At 72.6% G+C, this 26,242-nt stretch carries 27 protein-coding genes; 6 read left to right on the top strand and 21 right to left on the bottom strand.

Annotated elements, in window-relative coordinates; all coding sequences use genetic code 11:
• Positions 1–53 precede the first annotated feature (53 nt).
• From trpC to hisI, 6 genes are all read right to left on the bottom strand, one after another.
• On the bottom strand, positions 54–863 hold the full coding sequence (trpC, locus tag ACWCXX_RS28660; RefSeq protein ID WP_451132169.1) for an indole-3-glycerol phosphate synthase TrpC: 810 nt from the start codon (positions 861–863) through the stop codon (positions 54–56).
• Positions 864–978: 115 nt separating this feature from the next.
• The gene (locus tag ACWCXX_RS28655; protein WP_451132167.1) at positions 979–1,497 is read right to left on the bottom strand and encodes a DUF2752 domain-containing protein; all 519 of its coding nucleotides are present in this window, start codon (positions 1,495–1,497) and stop codon (positions 979–981) included.
• A gap of 80 nt (positions 1,498–1,577) precedes the next feature.
• Positions 1,578–1,826, bottom strand: coding sequence for an HGxxPAAW family protein (locus ACWCXX_RS28650; RefSeq protein ID WP_451132165.1), 249 nt, complete (start codon positions 1,824–1,826; stop codon positions 1,578–1,580).
• Positions 1,827–1,959: 133 nt separating this feature from the next.
• Complete coding sequence (locus ACWCXX_RS28645) at positions 1,960–2,607, bottom strand: TIGR02234 family membrane protein (RefSeq protein WP_451132163.1); 648 nt, start codon at positions 2,605–2,607, stop codon at positions 1,960–1,962.
• Positions 2,608–2,621: 14 nt separating this feature from the next.
• Positions 2,622–4,115 carry an anthranilate synthase component I gene (locus tag ACWCXX_RS28640; RefSeq protein WP_451132161.1) on the bottom strand — a complete coding sequence of 498 codons (1,494 nt, stop codon included), beginning with the start codon at positions 4,113–4,115 and terminating at the stop codon, positions 2,622–2,624.
• A gap of 11 nt (positions 4,116–4,126) precedes the next feature.
• Positions 4,127–4,495, bottom strand: coding sequence for a phosphoribosyl-AMP cyclohydrolase (gene hisI / locus ACWCXX_RS28635; protein WP_451132210.1), 369 nt, complete (start codon positions 4,493–4,495; stop codon positions 4,127–4,129).
• 99 nt (positions 4,496–4,594) lie between these two features.
• Here hisI and ACWCXX_RS28630 point away from each other — a divergent pair, with 99 nt between their 5' ends.
• Positions 4,595–5,227: a TIGR03085 family metal-binding protein gene (locus tag ACWCXX_RS28630; RefSeq protein ID WP_451132159.1), complete on the top strand. Its 633-nt coding sequence runs from the start codon at positions 4,595–4,597 to the stop codon at positions 5,225–5,227.
• 100 nt (positions 5,228–5,327) lie between these two features.
• Here ACWCXX_RS28630 and ACWCXX_RS28625 read toward each other — a convergent pair whose 3' ends face one another.
• From ACWCXX_RS28625 to hisD, 10 genes are all read right to left on the bottom strand, one after another.
• The gene (locus ACWCXX_RS28625; RefSeq protein WP_451132157.1) at positions 5,328–6,578 is read right to left on the bottom strand and encodes an MFS transporter; all 1,251 of its coding nucleotides are present in this window, start codon (positions 6,576–6,578) and stop codon (positions 5,328–5,330) included.
• Positions 6,579–6,604: 26 nt separating this feature from the next.
• Positions 6,605–7,192, bottom strand: a complete 588-nt coding sequence (locus ACWCXX_RS28620; protein WP_451132155.1) for a helix-turn-helix domain-containing protein — start codon at positions 7,190–7,192, stop codon at positions 6,605–6,607.
• Between the two features lie 158 nt (positions 7,193–7,350).
• Positions 7,351–8,106 carry an imidazole glycerol phosphate synthase subunit HisF gene (gene hisF, locus ACWCXX_RS28615; protein ID WP_451132153.1) on the bottom strand — a complete coding sequence of 252 codons (756 nt, stop codon included), beginning with the start codon at positions 8,104–8,106 and terminating at the stop codon, positions 7,351–7,353.
• A complete protein-coding gene (locus tag ACWCXX_RS28610; protein WP_451132151.1) occupies positions 8,103–8,501 on the bottom strand; it encodes a RidA family protein in 399 nt (132 codons plus the stop codon). The genes hisF and ACWCXX_RS28610 overlap by 4 nt, the downstream gene beginning before the upstream one ends.
• On the bottom strand, positions 8,498–9,223 hold the full coding sequence (priA, locus tag ACWCXX_RS28605; RefSeq protein ID WP_451132149.1) for a bifunctional 1-(5-phosphoribosyl)-5-((5-phosphoribosylamino)methylideneamino)imidazole-4-carboxamide isomerase/phosphoribosylanthranilate isomerase PriA: 726 nt from the start codon (positions 9,221–9,223) through the stop codon (positions 8,498–8,500). The genes ACWCXX_RS28610 and priA overlap by 4 nt, the downstream gene beginning before the upstream one ends.
• Positions 9,223–9,867: an imidazole glycerol phosphate synthase subunit HisH gene (gene hisH, locus ACWCXX_RS28600; protein WP_451132208.1), complete on the bottom strand. Its 645-nt coding sequence runs from the start codon at positions 9,865–9,867 to the stop codon at positions 9,223–9,225. Before hisH ends, priA begins: the two co-directional genes overlap by 1 nt.
• A 37-nt stretch (positions 9,868–9,904) precedes the next feature.
• A complete protein-coding gene (locus ACWCXX_RS28595; RefSeq protein WP_451132147.1) occupies positions 9,905–10,072 on the bottom strand; it encodes a hypothetical protein in 168 nt (55 codons plus the stop codon).
• Entirely contained in the window at positions 10,069–10,671 is a 603-nt protein-coding gene (gene hisB / locus ACWCXX_RS28590; RefSeq protein WP_451132145.1) for an imidazoleglycerol-phosphate dehydratase HisB, read from the bottom strand. Before hisB ends, ACWCXX_RS28595 begins: the two co-directional genes overlap by 4 nt.
• Positions 10,668–11,801: a histidinol-phosphate transaminase gene (locus ACWCXX_RS28585; RefSeq protein WP_451132143.1), complete on the bottom strand. Its 1,134-nt coding sequence runs from the start codon at positions 11,799–11,801 to the stop codon at positions 10,668–10,670. Before ACWCXX_RS28585 ends, hisB begins: the two co-directional genes overlap by 4 nt.
• Positions 11,798–13,120: a histidinol dehydrogenase gene (gene hisD, locus ACWCXX_RS28580; protein WP_451132141.1), complete on the bottom strand. Its 1,323-nt coding sequence runs from the start codon at positions 13,118–13,120 to the stop codon at positions 11,798–11,800. Before hisD ends, ACWCXX_RS28585 begins: the two co-directional genes overlap by 4 nt.
• Before the next feature lie 139 nt (positions 13,121–13,259).
• Here hisD and ACWCXX_RS28575 point away from each other — a divergent pair, with 139 nt between their 5' ends.
• The 4 genes from ACWCXX_RS28575 to ybaK all read left to right on the top strand — a co-directional run bounded on the left by ACWCXX_RS28575 (position 13,260) and on the right by ybaK (position 17,469).
• Positions 13,260–14,861, top strand: coding sequence for an oxidoreductase (locus tag ACWCXX_RS28575; RefSeq protein ID WP_451132139.1), 1,602 nt, complete (start codon positions 13,260–13,262; stop codon positions 14,859–14,861).
• Positions 14,862–15,141: 280 nt separating this feature from the next.
• The gene (locus ACWCXX_RS28570; RefSeq protein WP_451132137.1) at positions 15,142–16,167 is read left to right on the top strand and encodes a hypothetical protein; all 1,026 of its coding nucleotides are present in this window, start codon (positions 15,142–15,144) and stop codon (positions 16,165–16,167) included.
• A gap of 5 nt (positions 16,168–16,172) precedes the next feature.
• Positions 16,173–16,916, top strand: coding sequence for an LON peptidase substrate-binding domain-containing protein (locus tag ACWCXX_RS28565; protein WP_451132135.1), 744 nt, complete (start codon positions 16,173–16,175; stop codon positions 16,914–16,916).
• Positions 16,917–16,962: 46 nt separating this feature from the next.
• The gene (gene ybaK, locus ACWCXX_RS28560) at positions 16,963–17,469 is read left to right on the top strand and encodes a Cys-tRNA(Pro) deacylase (RefSeq protein WP_451132133.1); all 507 of its coding nucleotides are present in this window, start codon (positions 16,963–16,965) and stop codon (positions 17,467–17,469) included.
• 228 nt (positions 17,470–17,697) lie between these two features.
• Here the strand turns inward: ybaK and ACWCXX_RS28555 are convergent, their stop codons facing one another.
• The 4 genes from ACWCXX_RS28555 to ACWCXX_RS28540 all read right to left on the bottom strand — a co-directional run bounded on the left by ACWCXX_RS28555 (position 17,698) and on the right by ACWCXX_RS28540 (position 22,124).
• Positions 17,698–18,525 carry an ABC transporter permease gene (locus tag ACWCXX_RS28555; RefSeq protein ID WP_451132131.1) on the bottom strand — a complete coding sequence of 276 codons (828 nt, stop codon included), beginning with the start codon at positions 18,523–18,525 and terminating at the stop codon, positions 17,698–17,700.
• 34 nt (positions 18,526–18,559) lie between these two features.
• A complete protein-coding gene (locus tag ACWCXX_RS28550; protein ID WP_451132129.1) occupies positions 18,560–19,462 on the bottom strand; it encodes an ABC transporter permease in 903 nt (300 codons plus the stop codon).
• A 67-nt stretch (positions 19,463–19,529) separates the two neighbouring features.
• The gene (locus ACWCXX_RS28545) at positions 19,530–20,504 is read right to left on the bottom strand and encodes an ABC transporter ATP-binding protein (RefSeq protein WP_451132206.1); all 975 of its coding nucleotides are present in this window, start codon (positions 20,502–20,504) and stop codon (positions 19,530–19,532) included.
• Positions 20,505–20,840: 336 nt separating this feature from the next.
• The gene (locus ACWCXX_RS28540; RefSeq protein WP_451132127.1) at positions 20,841–22,124 is read right to left on the bottom strand and encodes an NYN domain-containing protein; all 1,284 of its coding nucleotides are present in this window, start codon (positions 22,122–22,124) and stop codon (positions 20,841–20,843) included.
• A gap of 226 nt (positions 22,125–22,350) precedes the next feature.
• Here ACWCXX_RS28540 and ACWCXX_RS28535 point away from each other — a divergent pair, with 226 nt between their 5' ends.
• Entirely contained in the window at positions 22,351–22,530 is a 180-nt protein-coding gene (locus tag ACWCXX_RS28535) for a hypothetical protein (protein ID WP_451132125.1), read from the top strand.
• Positions 22,531–22,624: 94 nt separating this feature from the next.
• Here ACWCXX_RS28535 and dnaE read toward each other — a convergent pair whose 3' ends face one another.
• The gene (gene dnaE, locus ACWCXX_RS28530; protein ID WP_451132123.1) at positions 22,625–26,164 is read right to left on the bottom strand and encodes a DNA polymerase III subunit alpha; all 3,540 of its coding nucleotides are present in this window, start codon (positions 26,162–26,164) and stop codon (positions 22,625–22,627) included.
• Between the last annotated feature and the right edge of the window lie 78 nt (positions 26,165–26,242).

Here is a 26,242-nt window from a genome sequence, read left to right as displayed (position 1 = left end):
GCGCAGGCCCCGCCGGCGACGGGACGCGGGACGTTCGGCGGACACGGGTCGGGTCAGCCCCGTCCGTGCCGGAGCGCCGGGTGGGCGCCGGCGGCGACCAGGTCGGCGACGGCGGCCCGCGGGTCGCGGCCGGTGACCAGGGACTCGCCCACGAGCACCGCGTCGGCGCCCGCGTTGGCGTACGCGATCAGGTCGTGCGGACCGCGGACGCCGGACTCGGCGACCTTGACGATGTGGGCGGGGAGCTCGGGGGCGACGCGCTCGAAGGTGGAGCGGTCGACCTTGAGGTCCTTCAGGTTGCGCGCGTTGACCCCGATGACCTTGGCCCCGGCGTCCACGGCACGCTCCGCCTCCTCCTCGTCGTGCACCTCGACCAACGGCGTCAGGCCGATGGACTCGGCGCGCTCGATCAGGGAGACCAGGGCCTCCTGGTCGAGGGCGGCGACGATGAGCAGGGCGAGGTCGGCGCCGTAGGCGCGGGCCTCCCAGAGCTGGTACGAGGTGACGATGAAGTCCTTGCGCAGGACCGGGATGTCGACCTTGGCGCGGACGGCCTCCAGGTCGGCGAGCGAACCGCCGAAGCGGCGCTCCTCGGTGAGGACGGAGATGACGGACGCGCCGCCCGCCTCGTAGTCCGCGGCCAGCCCGGCCGGATCGGCGATCGCGGCCAGGGCCCCCTTGGAGGGGCTGGAACGCTTGACCTCGCAGATGACGTTGACGCCCTCGCCGCGCAGGGCGGCGGCTCCGTCCTTGGCCGCCGGAGCCCGCTGGGCGCGTTCCTTCAGCTCGTCGAGGCTGACACGCGCCTGCCGCTCTGCGAGGTCGGCGCGTACGCCGTCGATGATCTCGTCGAGCACACTCACGCGAGCGGCCCCCTTCCGGGACGGTGATGAGGGAACAGGATCAGCCATGTCAATGCTATCCGTAGGAGGGCGGAGCGCCCGAATCCGCTCGGGAAACGTCCCACCAGCTGGGCACTCAGGGGGCCAGGGCCGAGCCGAACGGCAGATTCCGGACGATCGAGAAGGCCAGCAGCACGGCCCCGACGCCCCACCACACGACGGGCCGGGCCGCGAGGCTCATGGGCCTGCCCCGGCAGGCGCGGACCGTCCAGACCAGCCACAGGGCGGCGAAGACCGCGTAGCCCGCGACGGCGAGTGCGTTGGAGCCCAGGGCGGCGGCGATGTCGCCGTGCGCGACGGCGTGGGCGCTGCGCAGCCCCCCGCAGCCCGGACAGTAGAGCCCGGTGAAGCGGAGCAGCGGGCACACGGGGTAGTGGCCGGGCTCGTTGGGATCCACGGTGCCGACGTAGCCGAAGGCGCCGACGACCAGGGCCATGACGCCCACCGGCGTGGCGAGGCGCCGGACGCGCGAGACGGGCGCGGGCGCCGGCGGGACGACCGGGGGGAACGGCTGCCCGGGTACCGGCGGGCGGCCGGGGGCGGGCCCGGGGGCCGGTGAGGGCGGGGCGGCGGGCGGAGTGTGCGTTGCGTCCACCCGGTGATTGTCCCCGCCGACGCGGAAAGGCGCAGCCCGGACCGGGCTGCGCCTCGCGCTCGTGGGGGTGCCGTGGGGCTTCAGGAGATCTGGGCCTGCGCGGCGCGGGCCCTGGCCCGTGCCATCTCCTCCGACTCCTTCGGCATGCCGAGACCCGCGGCCTTCATCGCGAGGCCGACGACGCCGCCGAGGAGGACGACGGCCATTCCGGCCCAGAAACCGACGGGGTTGGCCGCGACCATGAAGACGCCCGCGACGCAGAAGCCGATGAAGGAGATGATGACACCGGTCCAGGCGGCCGGGGTGTGTCCGTGGCTGCTGCCCGCCATGAGTTGCTCCTTGTTGGTGATGCGCTGTTGGTATCGCTGTACGCAAAGCTGGTGGCGCTGTTGGTGCCGCCGTGCTGAAAGCTCGGCTTCATTGTCCCGTACGTACGGGTAGGACGTGAGCTGGGGGTCGTTGCTAGCGCGTCGGGTCCTCGCCGCGGTCCAGGGCCTTCCACAGGTCCTCGGGCCGGTCCGGGTCCGGGGCGGTGCGGGCGGCCCTGCGGGGGCGGGGGCTGCCGTCCCGCTCGTACCGGCCCGACATGGTGGGCCAGAGCTTCCCGTAGCGCAGGGCGAGCAGCCCGGCCAGCAGGATCAGCAGGCCGCCGGCCGCGGTGACGTAGGGCCACACGGTGTGGCTGAGCGCGTCGATGGTGGCCTGGGCGTCGCCGGTGGACTGGGCGGCCTTCTCGTCGAGCGCGGCGCTGTCGGAGGCACCGAGGCAGGCGCTCAGTCCGGCGCCGAGGCCGCTGAGGGCGAGGAGCCCGGCGACGACCAGCCGCCCGGCGCCGCGCACCGCGAAGACGGCGACGAGGGCGGCCAGGCCCACTATGGCGAGGGCCGCCGGGAGACCGGTGACGTCCCGGCCCTCGGCGGTCAGGGGCAGGAAACCGCCGCCGACGGACGCCCGGCCCTCGGCCCAGATCTGGCCGGAGGACAGCAGGACGACGGTGGCGCCGGCCGCCCCGAGGAGCAGGCCGGCAGCCAGGCTGCGGCGGCTTCCCGGGGCGTCGGACGCGGTGACGGCTCGGGGCTGGGGTACGGATACGGCACTCACGTGCTCCACTATCCCCTACCGCTTCACGCGCCGCGGAGCCGGTTGGCCGTATGGACGGCGCGCAGCACCGCCGCCGCCTTGTTGCGGCATTCGGTGTCCTCGGCGACCGGGTCGGAGTCGGCGACGACACCCGCTCCGGCCTGGACGTACGCCGTGCCGTCGCGGAGCAGCGCGGTGCGGATGGCGATGGCGGTGTCGGAGTCCCCGGCGAAGTCGAGGTAGCCGACGCAGCCCCCGTACAGTCCGCGGCGGGTGGGTTCGAGCTCCTCGATGATCTGCATCGCGCGGGGCTTGGGGGCGCCGGAGAGGGTGCCCGCGGGGAAGCACGCGGTGAGTACGTCGAAGGCGGTGCGGCCCTCGGCGACGCGGCCGGTGACCGTGGAGACGATGTGCATCACGTGCGAGTACCGCTCGACGGACATGAAGTCGACGACCTCGACGGTGCCGGGTTCGCAGACCCGTCCCAGGTCGTTGCGGCCGAGGTCGACCAGCATCAGGTGCTCGGCGCGTTCCTTGGGGTCGGCGAGGAGTTCCTCGGCGAGCGCCTGGTCCTCCTGCGGGGTGGCGCCGCGGTGCCGGGTTCCGGCGATCGGGTGGACCATGGCGCGCCCGTCCTCGACCTTGACGAGGGCCTCCGGGCTGGAGCCCACGATGTCGAAGCCGTCGAACCGCAGGAGGTACATGTACGGCGAGGGGTTGGTGGCGCGCAGCACCCGGTAGACGTCCAGCGCGCTCGCGGCGCAGGGGGTCTGGAAGCGCTGCGAGGGGACGACCTGGAAGGCCTCGCCGGCCCGGATGCGTTCCTTCACGTCCTCGACGGCGTCCTGGTACGCCTTGCCGCCCCACAGCGCGGTGTACGGGGGCAGCTCGGACGGCGGGAGGGCGGCGGGGGCGTTCTCGACGGGGCGCGAGAGGTCGCGTTCCATGGCGTCGAGGCGGGCGACGGCGTCCGCGTACGCCTCGTCGACGCCGGTCGAGAGGTCGTTGTGGTTGATCGCGTTGGCGATCAGCAGGACGCTGCCGTCCCAGTGGTCGAGCACGGCCAGGTCCGAGGTGAGCAGCATGGTCAGCTCGGGGAGGTGGAGGTCGTCCTCGGCGCTGTCGCCGATCCGCTCCAGGCGGCGCACGATGTCGTAGCCGAGGTAGCCGACCATGCCGCCGGTGAAGGGGGGCAGGGCGTCGTCGACGACCAGGTCGTGCGGGGTGTGCAGGGTCTCGACGGTGGCGCGCAGGACCTCCAGCGGGTCCCCGTCGACGGGGACGCCGACGGGCGGGACGCCGAGCCAGTGGGCCTGTCCGTCGCGCGCGGTGAGGGTGGCCGCGCTGCGCACGCCGATGAAGGAGTAGCGCGACCAGGTGCGGCCGTTCTCCGCCGATTCCAGGAGGAAGGTGCCGCTGCGCTCGGCCGCGAGCTTGCGGTAGAGCCCGACCGGGGTGTCGCCGTCCGCCAGGAGCCTGCGGCTGACGGGGATGACGCGCCGGTCCACGGCGAGTTTGCGGAAGGTGTCGAGATCCATGGCGGCTGCCCCTACTGCGCGAGTGGAAGGACGTCGGCGTCGAAACAGGTGCGGGCACCGGTGTGGCAGGCGGCACCCGTCTGGTCGACCTTGACGAGGACGGTGTCGGCGTCGCAGTCGAGGGCGACGGACTTGACCTGCTGGATGTGGCCCGAGGTGTCACCCTTGACCCAGTACTCCTGCCGGCTGCGGGACCAGTAGGTGCACCGGCCGGTGGTGAGGGTGCGGTGCAGGGCCTCGTCGTCCATCCAGCCGAGCATCAGCACCTCGCCGGTGTCGTACTGCTGGGCGATGGCCGGGACGAGTCCGTCGGCACTGCGCTTGAGGCGGGCCGCGATGGCCGGGTCGAGGTTGCCGGACGGCGGCGGAGTGCTGGGCATGGGCTCGCTGGTCATGCGCCCATTGTGCCGTGGCCGCGGGGGCCGTTCGGCGCTACGTCCACTGGGCGGACCGCACGCGGCGGTCGTACGCTGGCGACCATGTCGACCCATGCGAAGCGTGAACGGCTCCTGCTCGCCGATCTGTTGGAGGCGGCGGGGCCGGAAGCCCCGACCCTGTGCCAAGGCTGGACCGCCCGGGACCTGGCCGCCCACGTGGTGGTCCGGGAGCGGCGGCCGGACGCGGCGGCCGGGATTCTGGTGGGCGTGCTGAAGAACCGGCTCGAACGGGTGCAGGCCGAGTTCACCGAGAAGCCGTACGAGGAGCTGATCCAGCTGATCCGTACGGGGCCGCCGCGGTTCTCCCCGTACGCCGTGAAGCAGGTCGACGAGGCCGCCAACACCGTGGAGTTCTACATCCACGCGGAGGACGTGCGCCGGGCCCAGCCCGACTGGTCGCGGCGCGAGCTGGACCCGGTCTTCGCCGATCTGCTGTGGTCGCGCACCGAGCGGACGGCCCGGCTGCTGGGCCGCAGATCCCCGGTGGGGCTGGTGCTGCGCCGCCCCGACGGGCGGACGGTGGTGGCGCACAAGGGCGTCCCGGTGGTGACGGTCACCGGCGAGCCGGGCGAGCTGCTGCTCTTCGCGTTCGGGCGGCAGAGCGCGGCGGCGGTGGGCCTGGAGGGCGACAAGGAGGCGGTGGAACGGCTGGGCAGGGCCGAGCTGGGGATGTAGGGCCCGCGCCCCGGGCGCGGCGGGTTCCAGGGGCCTGGCGTACGGGTCCGGGCTCACGGCTCAGGGCGTACGGCCCCGGGCTCATGGGTCCGGCTCGGGCTCAGGCCGGGAGTTCCGCGCGGCGCAGGCCGGTGATGGCCAGTCCGGTCAGCGCCCCGGCCGCGCACACCGCGGCGCTGACGACGAAGACCGGGCCGGTCCCCCAGGCGGCGACGGCCGCGCCCGTGACCGGGTAGCCGAGCGGGGCGATCGCGTGGGTGAAGAGGGTCGAGACCGAGGTGACCCGGCCGAGGTAGGCGGGTTCGGTGACGGTCTGGATCAGGGCCCCGCACAGGGCGCCGCCGAGTCCGGCGAAGAGGCCGACGCAGACGGCCGCGACGACGGCGAGGGCCACCGACGGGAGGTGGGCCATGGCCCCGATGGCGACCGAGCCGACCAGGACCGTCAGGCACATCACCAGCCCGGCGCGCGGCACCCGGCCGCGCACGGCGAGCAGCAGGGCCGACGCACCGGCCCCGATCCCGAACGCGGCGACGATCCAGCCCATGCCGGAGGCGCCCCAGCCGCGTTCCCGGGCGAGCAGCACCAGGCCGAGGTTGAGCGGACCGGCGAAGCCCAGCTCGCTGACGGCGACGACGAGCATCAGCGGGCCGAGCAGCGGGTGACGGCGGATGTGGCGCAGCCCGTCGGCCAGGTCGTGCGAGACGGTGCCGGACGGTTCGGCGTCCTCCTGGTCGGGCAGCGGGCGGATGCGCAGGGAGAGCAGCAGCGGCAGCGACACGGCGAAGAGCACCCCGGCCACGGCGAAGGCGAGCGTGGGTCCGCCGAACGCCACCGCGACGCCGCCGAGCGGGGCGCCGACGACATTGGCGGTACGGGTGGCCAGTCCGCGCATCCCCTGGACCCGGGCCAGTTCGCCGGCGGCGGTGATCCGGGGCGGCAGGGCGCCGACGGCGGGCAGGAAGAGGGCGTCGACCACGCCGAAGACGAGCCCGACGGCGATCAGCAGCCACAGGGCGGGCGAGGTGAGCAGCAGGGCGCCCGCCAGGCCGAGGACGACCAGGCAGCGGGCGGCGTCGCTGCCGATGACGACGCGGCGCGGTCCGATCCGGTCGGCGAGCACTCCCCCGCCGAGCATCAGCACGGCCCGGGGTATGGAGCCGGCGGCGAGGACGAGGCCGGTCTGGGTCTCGCTGCCGGTGCGGGCGGCGGCCCAGGCGAGCGCCATGTAGTAGACGCTGTCGCCGATCATGGACGCGGTGTAGGCGCCGAGCCAGCGCAGGACGTCGGTGTCGCGGTGGGCGGGGCGGCCGGTGGGTTCCGCGGCCGTGCGGAGGTCGGTGACGGTCATGCGGGGCGTCCTTCCGGGGCGGCGGCTCAGGTGCGGAACGGGAATGCGTACAGGTGCATGGCGACGTTCTCGCGGCCTTCCGTGTCCCCGGCCTCGTCGCGGGCGCGGCCGAGCTCCTCGTACCGGTCGATCAGCTCGTGCATCTCGCGGCCGAGCGCGGAGAGCTCCTCGGGGGTGAGCCGGACCAGGTGCTCGGAGCTGGAGGCGGCGCTGCGCCACTCCAGCGGCCAGCTCTGGGCCGAGTCGAGGTAACGGCGGTACAGCTCGATGTGCTGGTCGAAGGAGAGCCGGCCGACGGCGGCGTGCGTGGCCACCTTCTCGGGGGCGTCGCTGAAGTCCTCCTCGTGGAAGTTCAGCCCCTTGGAGGCGGGCTGCCACCAGCGTTCGCGGCCGTCCCTGCCCTGCTGCCCGGCCTCCTCGATCAGGCCGTGGTCGGCGAGCCTGCGCAGGTGGTAGCTGACCAGTGAGACCGCCTCGTCGACCTGCTCGGCGAGCTGGGAGGCGGTGGCCTCGCGGGAGATGTAGAGGGCCCGGTACAGCTTCATCCGCAGGGGGTGTCCGAACGCCTTCAGCGTCTCCAGGTCCGAGACGCGGCGCGATTCCTTGCTTGCCATGCCCCCGACTCTAGATAGGAAAGAAAATTTGCGCAATATTTATTGCGAAAGAGAAGTTGTGGACTTTCGGGGCGGGACCGAAGCGGAACGGCGCCGGAGAAGCCGATCGCCGGACGGGCCACGGCGGCCCGTCCGGCGATCGAGGGGGTACTGCGGGGTCAGCGGACCGGGTGTCCGGCCTCCCTGAGCGCGTCCTTGACCTCGGAGATCCGCAGATCGCCGAAGTGGAAGACGGACGCGGCGAGCACCGCGTCGGCCCCCGCCGCGATGGCGGGCGCGAAGTGGGCGAGCCGGCCCGCGCCGCCGGAGGCGATGACGGGGACGGTCACGTGCTTGCGGACCGCCGTGATCATCTCGGTGTCGTAGCCGTCCTTGGTGCCGTCCGCGTCCATCGAGTTGAGCAGGATCTCGCCCGCGCCCAGCTCGGCGGCGCGGTGCGCCCATTCGACGGCGTCCATTCCGGTGCCCCTGCGCCCGCCGTGCGTGGTGACCTCGAAGGTGCCGGCGGGGGTGCGCCGGGCGTCCACCGAGAGCACCAGGACCTGGCGGCCGAAGCGCTCGGCGATCTCCCGGACGAGGTCGGGGCGGGCGATGGCGGCGGTGTTGACGCCGACCTTGTCCGCACCGGCCCGCAGCAGCCTGTCGACGTCGTCGGCGGTGCGGACGCCGCCGCCGACCGTGAGCGGGATGAAGACCTGCTCGGCGGTGCGGCGCACCACGTCGTAGGTGGTCTCCCGGTCACCGCTGGAGGCGGTGATGTCCAGGAAGGTCAGCTCGTCGGCGCCCTCGGCGTCGTACAGCTTCGCCATCTCGACGGGGTCGCCCGCGTCGCGCAGGTTCTGGAAGTTGACGCCCTTGACGACCCGGCCGTTGTCGACGTCCAGGCAGGGGATGACGCGTACCGCGAGGCTCATCGGGCACCTGCCCGGTACGCCTCGACCTCGACCTCGACGACCAGGCTCGGGTCCACCAGGCCGGCGACGACGACCATCGTCGCGACGGGGCGGACCTCGCCGAAGATCTCCTTGTGGGCCCGGCCGACCTCGTCCGTGTCCCGGACGTGCGTGAGGTACATCCGGGTGCGGACGACGTCCTCGCGGCCCAGGCCGAGCTGCTTCAGCGCGTCGAGGGCGATCTTGAAGGAGGTGACGGTCTGCTCGTACGGGCCGCCCGCGGAGATCTGGCCGTTCTCCACCGAGGTGCAGCCCGCCACCAGGACGAGCCCGTTCGGCAGCTCCACCGCGCGGGAGTAGCCGAACTTCTCCTCCCACGGGGCGCCGGAGGAGACGCGGTTGACGGAATCGCTCATCCGGAGACCACCCGCAGGGCTTCTTCGAGGGTGAACGCCTTCGCGTACAGCGCCTTGCCGACGATCGCGCCCTCGACGCCGACCGGGACGAGCGAGGCGATGGCCCGCAGGTCGTCCAGTGAGGATACGCCGCCGGAGGCGACGACGGGCTTGTCGGTGGCGGCGCAGACGTTCTTCAGGAGTTCCAGGTTGGGGCCCTGGAGCGTGCCGTCCTTGGCGATGTCGGTGACGACGTAGCGGGCGCAGCCCTCGGAGTCGAGGCGGGCGAGCGTCTCGTAGAGGTCGCCGCCGTCGCGGGTCCAGCCGCGACCGCGCAGTGTCGTGCCGCGGACGTCGAGGCCGACGGCGATCTTGTCGCCGTGCTCGGCGATGACCTCGGCGACCCATTCCGGGGTCTCCAGGGCGGCGGTGCCGAGGTTGACCCGGCGGCAGCCGGTGGCGAGGGCGGCGGCGAGCGAGGCGTCGTCGCGGATGCCGCCGGAGAGTTCGACCTTGATGTCCATGGCGCCGGCCACCTCGGCGATCAGCGCGCGGTTGTCACCGGTGCCGAAGGCGGCGTCCAGGTCGACGAGGTGCAGCCACTCGGCGCCGGCGCGCTGCCAGGCGAGGGCGGCCTCCAGCGGGGACCCGTAGGAGGTCTCGGAGCCGGACTCGCCGTGGACGAGCCGGACGGCCTGTCCGTCACGGACATCGACGGCGGGGAGCAGTTCAAGCTTCGGCATTACAGCGTCTCGATCCAGTTGGTCAGCAGCTGGGCGCCGGCATCGCCGGACTTCTCGGGGTGGAACTGGGTGGCCCACAGGGCGCCGTTCTCCACGGCGGCGACGAACGGCTCGCCGTGGGTGGCCCAGGTGACCCGGGGGGCGCGGATCTTGGGGTTGGTGACTTCCAGGCTCCAGTCGTGCACGGCGTAGGAGTGCACGAAGTAGAACCGGGTCTCGGGGTCGAGACCGGCGAAGAGCTGGGAGTCCTCGGGGGCCCGCACGGTGTTCCAGCCCATGTGCGGGACGACCGGGGCCCTGAGCGGGGCGACGGTGCCGGGCCATTCGTCCAGCCCCTCCGTCTCCACGCCGTGCTCGATGCCGCGCTCGAAGAGGATCTGCATCCCGACGCAGATGCCCATGACGGGCCGTCCGCCGGAGAGCCTGCGGCCGACGACCCATTCGCCGCGGGCCTTCTTCAGCCCCTCCATGCAGGCGGAGAACGCTCCGACGCCGGGCACCAGCAGCCCGTCGGCGTTCATCGCCTTCTCGTAGTCGCGGGTGATCTCGACGTCCGCGCCGACGTGGGCGAGGGCCCGCTCGGCGGAGCGGACGTTGCCGAATCCGTAGTCGAAGACGACGACCTTCTTCTTGCCGCTCTTCATCCGGTCGCTCTTGTTCCGTTCGCTCACGAGTCGTACCTCAGTCCCAGAGTCCCTGGATCCGCATGACGCCCGCGACCAGGCACATCAGGGACCCGATGCCGAGCAGGACTATGACGCCCCGGGGCATCTTCTGCTTCGAGAAGGAGTAGACGCCGCCGGCCAGGAACAGGCCGACGACGATCAGGATGGTGCTGAGGCCGGTCACAGGGCGCCCTTCGTGGAGGGGATGATGCCGGCGGCGCGCGGGTCGTGCTCGCTGGCGTAGCGCAGGGCGCGGGCGAGCGCCTTGAACTGGCATTCCACGATGTGGTGGGCGTTGCGCCCGTACGGCACGTGGACGTGCAGGGCGATCTGCGCCTGGGCGACGAAGGACTCCAGGATGTGCCGGGTCATCGTCGTGTCGTACTCGCCGATCATCGGCGCCATGTTCTCCGGCTCGGTGTGCACCAGGTACGGCCGGCCGGAGAGGTCGACGGTGACCTGGGCGAGCGACTCGTCCAGCGGGACGGTGCAGTTGCCGAAGCGGTAGATGCCGACCTTGTCGCCGAGGGCCTGCCTGAACGCCGCGCCGAGCGCGAGGGCGGTGTCCTCGATGGTGTGGTGCGAGTCGATGTGCAGGTCGCCGTCGGTCTTGACCGTGAGGTCGAAGAGCCCGTGCCGGCCGAGCTGGTCGAGCATGTGGTCGTAGAAGCCGACCCCTGTCGACACGTCGACCTTGCCGGAGCCGTCGAGATCGATCTCGACGAGCACCGAGGTTTCCTTGGTGGTGCGTTCGACTCTTCCTACGCGGGCCGCGCGAGTCATGCGTCGTGCTCCTTCTTGAGTTCGCGTACCGCGTCGAGGAACGCGTCGTTCTCTGCCGGGGTGCCCGCGGAGACCCGCAGCCATCCCGGTACGCCGTTGTCCCGGACCAGGACGCCCCGGTCGAGGATCCGCCGCCAGGCGGTGTGGCTGTCGGCGAAGCGGCCGAACTGGACGAAGTTGGCGTCCGAGTCGACGACCTCGCAGCCCAGTGCCCGCAGCTCCGTGACGATCCGGTCGCGCTCGCTCTTGAGCCGGTCGACGTACGCGAGCAGCGTATCGGTGTGCTCCAGGGCGGCGAGCGCGGTGGCCTGGGTGACGGAGGACAGGTGGTACGGCAGGCGCACCAGCTGGACCGCGTCCACGACCGCCGGGTCGGCGGCGAGGTAGCCCAGGCGCAGTCCGGCGGCGCCGAACGCCTTGGACATGGTGCGCGAGAGCACCATGTTCGGGCGGCCCTCGATCAGCGGGAGCAGCGAGGGGCGGTGGCTGAACTCGCCGTACGCCTCGTCGACGACGACCATCGACGGCCTGGCCGCCTGCGCGGCCTCGTACAGCGCGAGGACGGTGTCGGCGTCGACGGCGGTGCCGGTGGGGTTGTTGGGCGAGGTGATGAAGACGATGTCGGGGCGGTGCTCGGCGATGGTCTTCCGGGCGGCCTCGACGTCGATGGTGAAGTCCTCGTTGCGCGGTCCGGAGATCCAGCCGGTGCCGGTGCCGCGGGCGATGAGGGCGTGCATGGAGTACGAGGGCTCGAAGCCGATCGCGGTGCGGCCGGGACCGCCGAAGGCCTGCAGCAGTTGCTGGAGCACCTCGTTGGAGCCGTTGGCCGCCCAGACGTTGGCGGGGGAGACCTCGTGCCCGGCGGTGCGGGTGAGGTAGCGGGCCAGTTCCGTGCGGAGCTCGACGGCGTCCCGGTCGGGGTAGCGGTTGAGGTCGCGGGCGGCCTCGCGGACCCGCTCGGCGATCCGGTCGACGAGCGCCTCGGGCAGCGGGTAGGGGTTCTCGTTGGTGTTCAGCCGTACGGGCACGTCGAGCTGCGGTGCCCCGTACGGCGACTTGCCGCGCAGTTCGTCGCGGATCGGGAGGTCGTCGATGCGGGTGGCCCCGCGGGGGGTGTTGCCGTGCGTCACTGCTGCGGAACCTTCCAGCCGAACCTGGCCTTGAGCGCGGCGCCGTGGGCGGGGAGGTCCTCCGCCTCGGCGAGGGTCACGACGTGGTGGGTGACCTCGGCGAGCGCGTCGCGCGTGTAGTCGACGATGTGGATGCCGCGCAGGAAGGACTGCACGGAGAGCCCGGACGAGTGGCAGGCGCAGCCGCCCGTCGGCAGCACGTGGTTGGAGCCCGCGCAGTAGTCGCCGAGCGAGACCGGGGACCAGGGGCCGACGAAGATCGCGCCGGCGTTGCGGACCCGGTCGGCGACGGCGGCGGCGTCGACGGTCTGGATCTCCAGGTGCTCGGCGGCGTACGCGTCGACGACCTTGAGGCCGTCCTCCAGGTCGTCGACCAGGACGATCGCGGACTGGCGGCCGGCCAGCGCGGGTTCGATCCGGTCGGTGACGTGCTTGGTCGCGGCGATCTGCGGCTTCAGCTCGGCCTCGGTGGCGGCGGCCAGTTCCTCGGAGTCGGTGACGAGGACGGCGGCGGCCATCGGGTCGTGCTCGGCCTGGCTGATCAGGTCGGCGGCGACGTGCACCGGGTCGGCGGTGGAGTCCGCGAGGATCGCGATCTCGGTGGGGCCCGCCTCCGCGTCGATGCCGACGCGGCCCTTGAGGAGGCGCTTGGCGGCGGCGACGTAGATGTTGCCGGGGCCGGTGACGAGGTTCACCGGGGGGCATTCGGCCGTCCCGTACGCGAACATCGCGACGGCCTGGGCGCCGCCGGCCGCGTACACCTCGTCGACGCCGAGCAGGGCGCAGGCGGCGAGGATGGTCGGGTGCGGCAGGCCGCCGAAGTCCTTCTGCGGCGGGGAGGCCACGGCGACGCCCCCGACGCCCGCCTCCTGGGCCGGCACGACGTTCATGACGACGGACGAGGGGTAGACGGAGCGGCCGCCCGGCACGTACAGCCCGACACGCTCGACCGGCACCCACTTCTCGGTGACGGTGCCGCCGGGGACGACCTGGGTGGTGTGCGTGGTGCGGCGCTGCTCGCGGTGGACGAGGCGGGCGCGGCGGATCGACTCCTCCAGGGCGGCCCGCACCCCGGGGTCGAGGCGCTCGGCGGCCTCGGCGATCGCCTCGGCCGGGACGCGGACCGACTCGATCCGTACGCCGTCGAATTTCTCCCCCCACTCGATCACTGCCGCGGAGCCGCGATGGCGTACGTCCTCGCAGATGGGCCGCACCGTCTCCAGAGCGGCTTCCACGTCGAACTCGGCACGGGGCAGCAGGTCGCGCAGGGCTCCGCCCTCGGGGAGGACGTCGCCGCGCAGATCGATTCGAGAGATCACACCGCAATTCTCGCAGACCGCCTCCGTCGTCCGGTCGTCCGTATCACTGACTGATACGTGTCCCGGACTCCTCCGATGACCGATGGCGTTCACGTCGTCACTCAGCGGGAAGAACAGCCTGAGAGCGGAAGGGGGAATCGTGACCGAGCCGCACGACGGTGATTTTCCGGATGGTCTCAGCGCGGCCGAGCTGGGGATGTGGCAGGCGTTCCGGAACGGCAGTACCTACGATCTGCGGGCCCGCGACCCGGCGCGGGACGATCCGTTCGCGCCCCGGGTGTGGGGGCCCGAACGCAGTGTGGACGGGCGCGTCGTCGCCCGGCTGCTGCTGTCCGGGCCGCCGCCGCGGCCGGGCCGGGTCGCCGCGCTGAAGCTCCGGGGCGTGCGGATCACCGGGACGCTCGATCTCGCGGGCGGACGCGTCTCGCCGTACGTCGAGATGACCGGCTGCCGTTTCGAGAACGAGGTGGTGCTGCCCGAGTGCCACTTCACGACGCTGCGGATCGTCGGCTGCGCGATGCCCCGGCTGGAGGCGGCCCGGCTGCGGACCGAGGGCGATCTGCACCTGCCGCGCTGCCGGGTCGAGCGCGGCATCCGGCTCACCGACGCCCAGATCGGCACCGATCTGCTGATCAACCAGATCGAGATCGGCCCGGACCGGGGCGGCCGGGCCCTGGCCGGCGACGGGCTGGCGGTCGCCCAGGACCTCCAGGCGGAGCTGGTGGAGGCGCGCGGCGAGCTGAGTCTGCGCGGGGCGAAGGTGGGCGGTTCGCTGAGCCTGCGCGGCAGCCGGCTGCGGGGCAGGGACGGGCGGCGCGCGCTGAACGCCCCGCAGCTGACCGTGGAGCGGACGCTGTACATGAGCGAGGCGTGGGTGAGTGTCGACACCGGCATCCAGGGCACCACTCCCCCGTTCGGCATCGCCATGGCGTCGACCCCGGCGAGCGGCACCCGGTCGCAGGTCTTCGAGTGCCGCGGCGGGGTGCGGCTGGACGACGGGCGGTTCGGCGACGCGGTGGATCTGCACAAGGCGCGGTTCGTGCTGGGCCGGCACGAGGAGCTGTCGCTGCGCCGGATCGTCACCCCGGAGCTGCGGTTCAACGCGGAGCGGCCGGAGGAGGGCCGGGTCGTGCTGAACGGCGCGAAGGTCGTCACCCTGATCGACGTGTCGACCAGCTGGCCGGGGCCCGGCGGTCTGGCGATGGGCGGTTTCGTGTACGAGAACCTCGTCCCGTACGGCCACTTCCCGCTCTCCCGGCGCCTGGAGTGGGTGGCGGCGGCGACCCCGGAGTACGTGCCGGAGCCGTACGAGCGGCTCGCGACGGTGCTGCGCACCTGCGGGGAGGACGCGGACGCCCGTGAGGTGCTGCTGGCCAAGCAGCGGCGGCGGCGCGAGACGCTGCCGCTCGCCGCGAAGCTCTGGGGCTTCCTCCAGGACTGGGCGGTGGCGTACGGCTACCGGCCGGGGCGGGCGGCGCTGTGGATGGCGCTGCTGTGGGCGGCGGGGACGATGGCCTTCTCCCGGCACGTGCCCGCGCCGGTCAAACCGGACGAGCATCCGCAGTGGAACGCGGCCCTGTACGCGCTGGACCTGCTGATCCCGGTGATCAACCTGGGTCAGGACGGCTACTGGCGGATGGAGGGCGGCTGGCAGTGGGCCGCGGCCGTGCTGGTCCTGCTGGGCTGGATACTGGCCACGACGGTCGCGGCGGGCGCCACCCGGCTGCTGCGCCGGGGCTGACCGCATTCCGGCCACGGGCGGGTCCGCGACGGGCGGCCGGCCCGTCCGGAGCCCTTGCGCGGAGCGTCCCGCGCGGGGGCTCCGGGCCGGGGTCGAACGTCCGGACGGGCCGCGTCCGCAGCATCGGACAGCACAGGCCACAGCGTCAGGAACAAGCCAGATTTCACATTTTCCTTTACTCTTTCTTGGCCCAGTCGAATACAACCCATTCACTCGGCACCAAAGCTTCACAGCGCACCTCTGGCGCCGCCCCGACCAGCGCTTTTCAATGGTCTGCACCATGCCATTCCTCCGTGCCCTGCTCCGTGCCGCAGGCATGGTCCGGCGCTCCCCCCGGGGCTCCGCCGGACTGCCCGCGGACGACACGGTGCTGCTCGACGCCCCCGACGAGCGGCTCTCCCCGGCACTCGTCGCCGCCGCCCTCGGGGAGTACGAACCTGCCGCGAAGCTCCTCGCCACCACCCGGGACGGCGCCGAGTGGGAGAACCGGGACCGCTATCTCGGCCGGCTCGTCACCTTCGCCCGCAGCCGCGACGGCTGGCTGACCGACTGGCTCGCCGCCGCCCCGCACGACCCGGACGCGCTGCTCGTCAAGGCCGAACTGGCGGTCCGCCGGGCCTGGGAGTCGCCCGCCAGGAGCGAGCAGCTGCGCGAGGTGGGGCCGCTGATCACCGCGGCGGCCGAGAGCGATCCGCGCGACCCGGTGCCCTGGCGGCTCGCGCTCGACCACGCGCGCGGCACCCATGCCACGCACACCGTGTTCGAGGCGCTGTGGGAGCAGGCGGTCCAGCGCTCCTCGCACCACTACGGCTGCCACGTCGCGGCGCTGCGCTACCTCTCCGCGGCCTGGTACGGCTCGCACCGCGAGTGCTTCGACTTCGCCGAACGGGCCGCCGAGGACTCGCTGCCCAGCTCGCTGGTCCAGGCGCTGCCGCTGCGGGCCGCCTTCGCCCTGCTGGTCGAGGGGCCCGAGGCACGGACCACCTCGGTGCAGGAGGAGCGGATCGACGCGGCGGCGGACCTGGCGATCACGCTGTCCGCCTCGTTCGCGCCGGGCGACCCCTGGCCGGCCGAGGTCCGCAATCTGCTGGCGTTCGTGCTGGTCACCCGGGGCCGCTGGGCCGAGGCGCTGGAACAGTTCCGGCAGATCGGACCCCATGCGGCATCGTTCCCGTGGTCGTCGGTCTCCGACGATCCGCTCGGCCGGTTCCTGGAGGCGAGGGACGACGCACGGCTCCGGGTGGCCTGCGGGACGCTTCTGCCGGACCGGGCCGACCGGGGCGGAACGCGCGGCCATTACGCTTGACCGTTGTGACCACCGCTCGCCTCCCCCTGTTCCCGCTGAACGTGGTGCTGTTCCCCGGCCTCGTGCTGCCGCTGAACGTCTTCGAGGAGCGTTATCGCGCGATGATGCGCGAGCTGCTGAAGACCGACGAGGACGAACCCCGGCGCTTCGCCGTGGTCGCGATCCGCGACGGCCGCGAGACCGCTCCGACGGCCGTGGGGATGCCGGACGCGATGAACACCGCCGCCGAGCGCGGCCCCGCGGACGGCTTCGGCCCCGATCCGGTCCAGTCCTTCCACCGGGTCGGCTGCATCGCCGACGCGGCGAAGATCCGGGAGCGGCCGGACGGCAGCTTCGAGGTCCTCGCGACCGGCACCACCCGGGTCAGGCTGCTCTCCGTCGACGCGAGCGGCCCCTTCCTGACGGCCGAGCTGGCCGAGCTGGACGAGGAGCCCGGCGAGGAGGCGGGGGCGCTCGCCGAGGGCGTGCTGCGGGCCTTCCGCAGCTACCAGAAGCGGCTGGCCGGGGCGAGCGAACGCTCCCTGACGACGGGCGCGGAACTGCCCGACGACCCCTCCGTCGTCTCCTACCTGGTCGCGGCGGCGGCCGTGCTCGACGTCCCGGCCAAGCAGCGGCTGCTCCAGGCCCCCGACACCGCCACCCGGCTGCGCGAGGAGCTGACGCTGCTGCGCTCCGAGACCGCCGTCATCCGGCATCTGCCGTCGCTGCCCGCGGTGGACCTGACCCGCGCCCCGACCCACCCCAACTGATCCGGCCGGTCCGGCCGGCGACGAGCGACCCGAGGACCGTTTCCCCGTGGCGAAGAAGCCGAAGAAGCAGCAGCAGTCCGGCGGCACCCCGGCCACGGTCGCACTGACCGCGGCCGGCACGGCGTTCACCGTCCACGCCTACGACCACGACCCGGCGTCGGCCTCCTACGGCGAGGAGGCGGCCCAGGCCCTGGGCGTCTCCCCCGACCGGGTGTTCAAGACCCTCGTCGCGGACGTCGACGGCACCCTCACCGTGGCCGTCGTCCCGGTGGCCGGCTCACTGGACCTCAAGGCCCTGGCCTCCGCGGTGGGCGGCAAACGCGCCACGATGGCCGACCCGGCGGCCGCGGAACGCACCACCGGCTACGTACGCGGCGGCATCTCGCCCCTGGGCCAGCGCAAGCGACTGCGCACGGTCCTGGACGCGTCGGCCCGGTCCCACGCGACGATCTGCATCTCGGCGGGCCGCCGCGGCCTGGAGGTGGAGCTCTCCCCCGAGGACCTGGCGTCGCTCACGGACGCGGTGTTCGCGAAGATCGGCCGGACTGCCTGAGCCCCGCCGGCAGTCGAGGAGCGGGGTCCGGCACTGGCCGTCCCATGCACCTCCTGCCCGCTTCGAGCCCGGCGGGACGCGTCAAGCCCCTCAGGACATTTCGAGCCCCTCCGGCGATCGAGGAGCGGGGCCCGGGGCGGAGCCCCGGTTTCGGGAGGGGGCGGGGAGGGGACGAGCCCCGCGCGGCGGCCCACCCCACCACTGCCCCGTACGCCCTCTGCACGCCCCCTACGGCCCGGCCGGCGCCCCGCCCGACGGCTTCCCGTCCGACGGCGCCCCACCCGCGGGCACGGGCCCACCGGGAGGCACGGACCCGCCGGAGGGCAAGGGCCCGAAGTTCCCCCCGTACATCCCCCACGGCTCCGGATCCCGCGGCGCGAACAACGCGGTCAGCCCGAGGTGCACCGCCATCGCCCCCAACGGCCACGCCAGCAGGACCCCCTTCGCCCGCAGCTGGAGCGGCGCGTCGAAGACCACGCCCTTGCCGACCGCCCGCGCGTGCGCGACCACGTCCTGGTCCGGCCCGAGCCACACCCCCAGCCGCCAGGCCAGCAGCGAGCCGAGCAGCCCGCCCAGCGCGAGCCCGATGACGAGGGCGATGCCGCCGCTGCGCCGGAAGAAGAAGACCAGCGCCCCGGAGGCGGCACCGAAGGCCAGCGCCAGCAGCACAAACGTTCCGTCGGCGCCGATCGCCTCCTCGCCCTCGCTGTTGCTGAGGAAGACGGCGGTGTCGTCGGAGATCAGCGGAACCCGGGGCGCCAGCCACAGCCAGAGGAGCCCGAGCAGGACGCCCGAGACGGTCACGAGCGCGGTGACGGCCGCGGCCCGGCGCAGGTCCGGCCCGAGGTCCTTCTCCTCGGGCTTCCGCAGGCTCCCGCCGGGGCCGTCGAAACCACCGGACCCACCGGAACCGCCGGGACCACCAAAACCACCGGACCCACCGAAACCACCAGGGCCGCCGGAACCGCCGGAGTGCCCCGGCCCGCCCCAGTTGGGCGGGGTCTGCCAGGGGTCGTTGGAGGGGGGCTGGTGAGGCGGCGTCAGAGGTGCGGTCACCGCCCCATCGTGCCAGGCGTCCCCGTGCCGCGCCTCACCGGACCGCTGCCCTGCGGTACGCCCAGGTCGCCGCGGCCAGCGCCAGGACGCCGACGACGGCGCAGACGCCGAGGTCCAGCGCGACGACCGCCCAGTCGGGGCGGGCGTCGAAGGACCGGGAGAGCGCTTCGACTCCGTAGGTCGAGGGCAGCAGGTCCCGGGCCCAGCCGATCGGGGTGGGCAGCCGGTCCGCCGGGAGCACGCCGAGCAGCAGCGCCGCCGACATGCCCAGCTGGCCGAGCAGCGTGGCCAGCTCCTGCCGGGGCGCGAGCAGCCCCAGCGCCGCGCCCAGCCCGGAGAGCGCCGCCCCGGACAGCGGGACGACGGCGACGAGCACCCACAGATGGGTCAGCGGCAGCCCGAACATCACGCTGCCCGTCACGGCCGTGACGACGGTGCCGGGCACGGTGAAGGAGGCGTACGCCCCGGCCGCGCCGAGCACCACGGCGGCGGGGGGCACCGGCAGCGTGGCGTAGTGGTCGAGCCCGCCGCCGGCCCGCAGCTGCCCGAAGTACTGGGCGAGGAGGTTGAGCGCGACGAAGGCCACGACGAGGACGCTGGCCCCGGCGACGACGGCGCGGGCCTCGGCGCCGCCGTCGACGACCCCGCGCATCAGCACCATGATCCCGACGGACTGGAACGTCGCGACGAAGAGCAGCGGAATCCGGGCGACCCGGGCCCTGGACAGCTGGGCACGGTAGACGGCCGCGAGCGAGGGGAACAGCCGGGCCCCCGGGGCGAGCGGCGCGGGCACCGCCCCCTCCTCGTCGGCCGCGCCGGTCCGCCGGCCGGCAGCGGTACGGCCCTCCTCGCCGGTCCGGCCGTCGTCGGCAGTGCGGCCGTCCGCGCCCGGCGGGACGACTCCGGCCGCCGCATGCTCGGGAACGATGCTCGTCACCTGGTGCTGCTCCTGTTCGTTCCCTGCCCGGCCGTGCCCGCGCACCCGGTCGTCCCGCCCGCCCCGGTCATGACTTCACCAGCCCCTTGGTCGCGTCCCCGCCGAGCGCGAGGTAGACGTCCTCCAGGCTGGGCGTCGCCAGGGTGAAGTCGTCGAGTGCGGCGAAGGCCGCCCCGCCGGTCACCGCGGCGACCGCCGCCCGTGCCTCGTCGGGGCCGAGCCGCAGCACCCAGCGCCGCCCGGACTCCTGGGCCGAGGCGCGCAGCGCGGCCACTTCGGGCACGTCCAGGGGCGCCCGTTCCCGCCACACCAGCTCGACCCGTACCTCGCCCGCGACGCGTTCCTTGAGTCCGGCCGGGGTGTCGCAGGCGATGACCCGGCCGTGTTCGAGCACGGCGACCCGGTCGAGGACCGTCTCGGCCTCGATGACGTTGTGGGTGACCAGCAGCACCGTCGTCCCGCGCTCGGCCCGGCGCCGGTCCACGGCGGCCCAGACGGCGCGCCGGGCGACGGGGTCCATGCCGGTCGTCGGTTCGTCCAGCACGAGCAGCGGCCGTTCGCCGACCAGCGCGGCGGCGAAGCAGGCGAGCCGCCGCTGCCCGCCGGAAAGCTTCTTCAGGGCGCGCCCCGCGAGCCCGGCGAGGCCCAGTTCGTCGAGTACGGCGTCGCGCTCGGCGCGGGCGTCCGCCGCGGTGAGGCCGCGCAGCCTTCCGGTGGTCTCGGCGGCGAGCGACACGGTCAGTTCGTCGAGCGCGGTGGACTCCTGCCCGAGGTAGCCGATCAGCCGGGCGGCCCGCTCCGGGTGGCGCACGAGGTCGTGGCCCAGCACGTCCACGCTGCCGGAGTCGGGGCGCATCAGCCCGGTGAGCTGCCGTACCAGGGTGGACTTGCCCGCGCCGTTGGGGCCGAGCAGTCCGAAGATCTCGCCGCGCCGCACGTCCAGGCTGATGCCGTCGGTGGCACGTACCTCGGGTGTGGCGGGTGCTCCCCGGCGGCCGCGGACCGCGGGATGGGTCTTGACCAGATCACGCACCGCGCACACGGTCCCGGTCGCCGTCTGCGCCTGTGCTGTGCCCGTACTCACGAGGTACGAGGGTACGGGGTCGGGCGTCCCGGATCGCGCCCGGGGCCGCGCCGGCCGGACGTCGGCGCGGTGTTCGGCGGCCGGGTGCCCCGCCCCGGCCGACCGGCACCGCCACCCCGCCGCACACCCGTACGACTCCGCGGCGGCGCGCCCCGGCCCCACCGCCGCCGGGCGCACCCGCCACACGGCGGCATCCCGTCGGCGCCGCGGTACGACAACACCGCCGCCGAGGGCCCGGCCGCACGACGGCCCCGGCGTCGGCACCGCCGCCCGGGGCGTTCACCGCGCGGCCCGTCAGCCGCCCGAGGGGCCCGGCCGCTCCGCCGTCGCCGGAGCGTGCTCCGCGGCGGCCCGTACGTCGATCTCCCGCCAGAACCCCGCCCGGATCGCATAGCGGTCGTGCTCGTCGATCTGGTCGTCCTTGTGGGCGAGCAGGCCGAACCGGGCCGCGTAGCGCAGCAGTTCGCCGTCGATGCGGTGCGGGATGCGCGGGTACATGGTCGACAGCTTCTGGAGGTGGACGGTCTCGGGCAGCCGTTCCATCCAGCGCCGGGCGAAGACCTGGCCCACCTCGAAGGGGTCGCCGCCGACGGTGGTGATGTCCTCCTCGCGGTCCGCCCAGCGCTGTTCGGCGCTGGTGAGCTGGGCCAGGGTCGGCAGGGAGGCGGTTTCGGCGGGCTCGCCCAGCGGTCCGCCGCGCTCCACCCAGCCCTTGTCGGACGACCAGCGCAGGGTCGCCCCGGCGGCCGGGGGCGGGGTGGTGTGCCGGTCGGGCTGGGCGCCGGGGCCGCGCAGGCTGCCCGCCAGGTCCTTGGGGGTGGGGACGCCCCGGCCGCCGTTGCCGGACCGGTCGGCGGCGGGGCTCTCCCCGGCCGGCGGGGCGGCTCCGTCGGCAGCCGCCGCACGGGCCTCCGAGGCACGCTCGGCGGATGCGGCCGGCGCCGCCTCGGGCAGCGGCGCGGAGAGGATCGCGGCGATCTCCGGGCGGGGCGCGGGCGGCGGGGCGCAGACGCCTCCGGTCTCCTTGGCCCGTACGGCCCCGGTGATCCAGGCCCGGTCGAGCACCCTTCGTTCGTCGGCCTCGGCCACCAGGTCCTCGGACTGGTTGTAATCGCCGTCGGCGGCCTGGACGGCCCACAGATGGACGGCGACGCCGTGTTCCTTGGCGGACATCAGACCGGGCAGCAGATCGCCGTCCCCGGTGACCAGCACCACGTCGGAGCAGGCGCGGTTCCTGGCCAGTTCGGTGAGCTCGGCGTGCATCGCGGCGTCGACGCCCTTCTGCGCCCAGCGCCCGTCACTGCGGGTGAGAGCGCCCAGCCGGACCGTCACCCGGGGCATCACGCGCAGTCTGCGGTGCTCGGGCTGCGGTACGCGGTCGGGGGCGCCGTCGAACCAGTAGATCCGCAGCAGCGGCTGTCGCGTGTCCTCCTCGGCGCGTTCCCGCAGGCCCCGGATGAGGGCCGCGTGGTCGACGGTGATGCGGGAGCGGGCGGGCTCTCCGGCCAGCAGGCTCGCGGCTGCGCCCAGCAGGTAGCCGGCGTCCACCAGGACGACGCAACGGTCCACGCGTTCCACCCTCTTCCAGAAGTTCGGGTGCGGTCCCTGCCCAGGGTTTCCTTCGAGTCTGCCCGACCGCGCGGGGGTTGACGGCCGGAACTCGATCATCGGCGTGGCGGATCCGGAAAACCGTGCGGGACGGGCCATCGCTACGCACGGTAATGATCCAACATGCATGCTTTGTCCCGCCATGTGAATCTGAACGCGGTCCTGGCCCCGAGATTCCCCACAGGAGGAACGCACCATGGCCAAGAACAAGAACCGCAAGCAGAGCAGCCGGCAGAACCGCGCGACCGGTCCGGACCCCAGCGCGGAACAGGGCAAGACGACCGCGTACGAATCGCAGATACAGCCGCAGTCGCAGGCCCAGGGCAGCCCTGCCGATGTTGCTCGTAAGCACCAGCGGCGCTTCGGCCACAACTGACCGGGTCCTTCCCCGGTCCGGTTTCGGCCGGACGGCCGACAGGGGCGCCCCCGCTCTCTCGCGGGGGCGCCCCTGTCGTGCGTCGTGGTCCGGCTCAGCCGGCCAGGCAGGACGGGCCGAGCAGCACCTTCAGGTCCCCGAAGAGCGCCGGGTCGGGCTTCACCCGGTGCCGGTCCAGCCGGAGCACCGTGGTCTTGCGGGGGCCCTGGAGCCTGATCCGCACCTCGGTGTCGCCCCGGTGGCTGCTGAGGACCTCACCGAGACGGCTGACCATGGGCGGGGTGATCTTGACGGTGGGGATGGTCAGGACCACGGGGGCGTTGGTGCCGGCCGAGGAGATGTCGGGGACCTGCATCTCCATGGCGACCAGCCGGGGCACGTCCTCCCGTTTGTCGAGCCGTCCCTTGACGAAGACGACGGTGTCCTCGACGAGCTGGGTGGAGACCAGCTGGTAGGTGGCCGGGAAGAACATGCATTCGATGGAGCCCGCGAGGTCCTCGACGGTGGCGATGGCCCAGGCGTTGCCCTGCTTGGTCATCTTGCGCTGGAGGCCGGAGATGATGCCGCCCACGGTGACGACGGCGCCGTCGGCGTGCTCGCCGCCGGTCAGCTGGGAGATCGAGGCGTCGGCCTTGTCGGACAGCACGTGCTCCAGCCCGAACAGCGGGTGGTCGGAGACGTACAGGCCGAGCATCTCGCGTTCCTGGGCCAGCAGGTAGGACTTCTCCCACTCGATGTCGGAGAACTCCACGTCGAGCCCGAAGCCCGGCTCGTCGCTCTCCTCCTCGCCCATGCCGCCGAAGAGGTCGAACTGTCCCTCGGCCTCCTTGCGCTTGACCTGCACCACGTTGTCGATCATCGGTTCGTGGTGGGCGACCAGGCCCTTGCGGGTGTGGCCCATCTCGTCGAAGGCGCCGGCCTTGATCAGCGATTCGACGGTGCGCTTGTTGCAGACGACCGCTTCGACCTTGTCCAGGAAGTCGGGGAAGCTGCTGTACTTCCCCTTCGCCTTGCGGCACCGGATGATCGAGTCGACGACGTTCTGGCCCACGTTGCGCACGGCGGTGAGGCCGAAGAGGATCACGTCGTCGCCCTGGGCGGCGAAGTTCGACAGGGACTCGTTCACATTGGGCGGCAGCACCTTGATGCCCATGCGGCGGCACTCGTTGAGGTAGACGGCCGACTTGTCCTTGTCGTCCTTGACCGAGGTCAGCAGGGCCGCCATGTACTCGGCGGGGTAGTTCGCCTTGAGGTACGCGGTCCAGTAGGTGACCAGGCCGTACGCGGAGGAGTGCGCCTTGTTGAACGCGTATCCGGCGAACGGGACCAGCACGTCCCACAGGGCCTGGATCGCCTCGTCGGAGAAGCCCTTCTTCTTGGCGCCCGCCTGGAAGAGGACGAAGTTCTTCTCCAGCTCCTCGGGCTTCTTCTTGCCCATCACGCGGCGCAGGATGTCGGCCTCGCCGAGCGAGTAGCCGGCGACGATCTGGGCGGCCTTCTGCACCTGCTCCTGGTAGACGATCAGGCCGTAGGTGAGGCCGAGCGTCTCCTTGAGCGGCTCCTCCAGCTCCGGGTGGATCGGGGTGATCTCCTGGCGGCCGTTCTTGCGCTCGGCGTAGTTCGTGTGCGAGTTCATGCCCATCGGGCCCGGCCGGTAGAGGGCCGAGACGGCGGAGATGTCCTCGAAGTTGTCGGGCTGCATCTGGCGCAGCAGGGAGCGCATCGGGCCGCCGTCGAACTGGAACACGCCGAGCGTGTCACCGCGGCAGAGCATCTCGTACGTCTTCGGGTCGTCCAGCGGGAGGGCCAGCAGGTCCAGCTTGACGCCCTTGTTGGACTCCACCATCTTCACGGCGTCGTCCATGATGGTGAGGTTGCGCAGGCCGAGGAAGTCCATCTTCAGCAGGCCGAGCGACTCGCACTGCGGATAGTCCCACTGCGTGATGGTGACGCCGTCGGTGTGCCGCACCCAGACCGGGGCGTGTTCGACGATGGGTTCGCTGGACATGATGACGCCGGCGGCGTGCACACCCATCTGCCGGACCAGGCCCTCGACGCCCTTGGCGGTGTCGATGACCTTCTTCACGTCCGGTTCGTTCTCGTACATCCCCCGGATCTCGCCCGCCTCGCTGTAGCGCGGGTGCTTGGGGTTGGTGATGCCGTCGAGGTCGATGCCCTTGCCGAGGACGTCGGCGGGCATGGCCTTGGTGAGCCGGTCGCCCATCGCGTACGGGTAGCCGAGGACGCGGGCGGAGTCCTTGATGGCGTTCTTCGCCTTGATCTTTCCGTACGTGCCGATCATGGCGACCTTGTCGGCGCCGTACTTCTCCGTCACGTACCTGATCACTTCGACGCGCCGACGCTCGTCGAAGTCGATGTCGACGTCGGGCATGGAGACGCGCTCGGGGTTGAGGAACCGCTCGAAGATCAGCCCGTGCTCGATCGGGTCGAGGTCGGTGATGCCCATGGCGTAGGCCACGATCGAACCGGCCGCGGAGCCTCGGCCGGGGCCGACCGCGATGCCGTTGTTCTTCGCCCACATGATGAAGTCGGCGACCACGAGGAAGTAGCCCGGGAACCCCATCTGGATGATGACGTCCATCTCGTACTCGGCCTGCTTCTGCCGGTCCTCGGGGACGCCGCCCGGGAAGCGGCGGTTCATGCCGACCCGGACCTCCTCCTGGAACCAGGTGACCTCCGTGTAGCCCTCGGGGATCTCGAACTTCGGCATCAGGTCGCGCTTCTCGAACATGCCGGAGGTGTCGATCTGCTCGGCGACCAGCAGCGTGTTGCGGCACCCCTCCTGCCAGGCCTCGGAGGAGTCGACGGCGTACATCTCGTCGGTCGACTTGAGGTAGTAGCCGGTGCCGTCGAAGCGGAAGCGGTCCGGGTCGGAGAGGTTCTTGCCGGTCTGGATGCAGAGCAGCGCGTCGTGCGCGGCGGCCTCGTGCGAGTAGGTGTAGTGCGAGTCGTTGGTCACCAGCGGCGGGATGCCGAGCTTCTTGCCGATCTCCAGCAGCCCGTCGCGGACCCGGCGCTCGATGTCGATGCCGTGGTCCATCAGCTCCAGGAAGTACCGGCCCTCGCCGAAGATGTCCTTGTAGTCGGAGGCCGCCTGGACCGCCTCGTCGAACTGGCCGAGCCGCAGCCGGGTCTGCACCTCGCCCGAGGGGCAGCCGGTGGAGGCGATCAGGCCCTCGGACCACTGGGCGATGGTCTCCTTGTCCATGCGCGGCCACTTCTGCAGCCAGCCCTCGGCGTAGGCGTCCGAGGACAGCTTGAAGAGGTTGTGCAGGCCGGTCGAGTTCGCCGCCCAGATCGTCTTGTGGGTGTAACCGCCCGAACCCGACACGTCGTCGCGCTTCTGGTGCGGCTGGCCCCACTGGATCTTCCGCTTGTGCTTGCGCGACTCCGGGGCGACGTACGCCTCGATGCCGATGATCGGCGTGACGCCCGCCTTCTGCGCCGAGTGGAAGAAGTCGTAGGCGCCGTGCAGGTTGCCGTGGTCCGTCATCGCAATGTGCGACATGCCCATTTCATTACAGGCATTGAACATGTCCTTGAGCCGCGCGGCACCGTCCAGCAGCGAGTACTGGGTGTGGACGTGGAGGTGCGTAAAGGGCGGCTTGGTCACGGCGTCGGGCCTCCGGGAGAACAGGCGATGAGTTACTGGGGGGACAGCGTGGAAGTCTACGTCTCCGGGCCGACGGAC

The sequence above is a fragment of the Streptomyces sp. NPDC001732 genome (assembly GCF_053596315.1).
Note: the sequence above shows the minus strand (reverse complement) of the source record. Positions and strands in the feature narration are given on the sequence as shown.

Bases quoted from the DNA above. Each gene is read 5' to 3' on its own strand.
- priA (WP_451132149.1), bottom strand. From the start codon at position 9,223: ATGCCGAAGCTTGAACTGCTCCCCGCCGTCGATGTCCGTGACGGACAG.
- hisH (WP_451132208.1), bottom strand. From the start codon at position 9,867: ATGAAGAGCGGCAAGAAGAAGGTCGTCGTCTTCGACTACGGATTCGGC.
- hisB (WP_451132145.1), bottom strand. From the start codon at position 10,671: ATGACTCGCGCGGCCCGCGTAGGAAGAGTCGAACGCACCACCAAGGAA.
- ACWCXX_RS28630 (WP_451132159.1), top strand. From the start codon at position 4,595: ATGTCGACCCATGCGAAGCGTGAACGGCTCCTGCTCGCCGATCTGTTG.
- ACWCXX_RS28650 (WP_451132165.1), bottom strand. From the start codon at position 1,826: ATGGCGGGCAGCAGCCACGGACACACCCCGGCCGCCTGGACCGGTGTC.
- ACWCXX_RS28610 (WP_451132151.1), bottom strand. From the start codon at position 8,501: ATGAGCGATTCCGTCAACCGCGTCTCCTCCGGCGCCCCGTGGGAGGAG.
- ACWCXX_RS28640 (WP_451132161.1), bottom strand. From the start codon at position 4,115: ATGGATCTCGACACCTTCCGCAAACTCGCCGTGGACCGGCGCGTCATC.
- ACWCXX_RS28535 (WP_451132125.1), top strand. From the start codon at position 22,351: ATGGCCAAGAACAAGAACCGCAAGCAGAGCAGCCGGCAGAACCGCGCG.
- ACWCXX_RS28625 (WP_451132157.1), bottom strand. From the start codon at position 6,578: ATGACCGTCACCGACCTCCGCACGGCCGCGGAACCCACCGGCCGCCCC.
- ACWCXX_RS28570 (WP_451132137.1), top strand. From the start codon at position 15,142: ATGCCATTCCTCCGTGCCCTGCTCCGTGCCGCAGGCATGGTCCGGCGC.
- hisI (WP_451132210.1), bottom strand. From the start codon at position 4,495: ATGCCCAGCACTCCGCCGCCGTCCGGCAACCTCGACCCGGCCATCGCG.
- ACWCXX_RS28620 (WP_451132155.1), bottom strand. From the start codon at position 7,192: ATGGCAAGCAAGGAATCGCGCCGCGTCTCGGACCTGGAGACGCTGAAG.
- hisF (WP_451132153.1), bottom strand. From the start codon at position 8,106: ATGAGCCTCGCGGTACGCGTCATCCCCTGCCTGGACGTCGACAACGGC.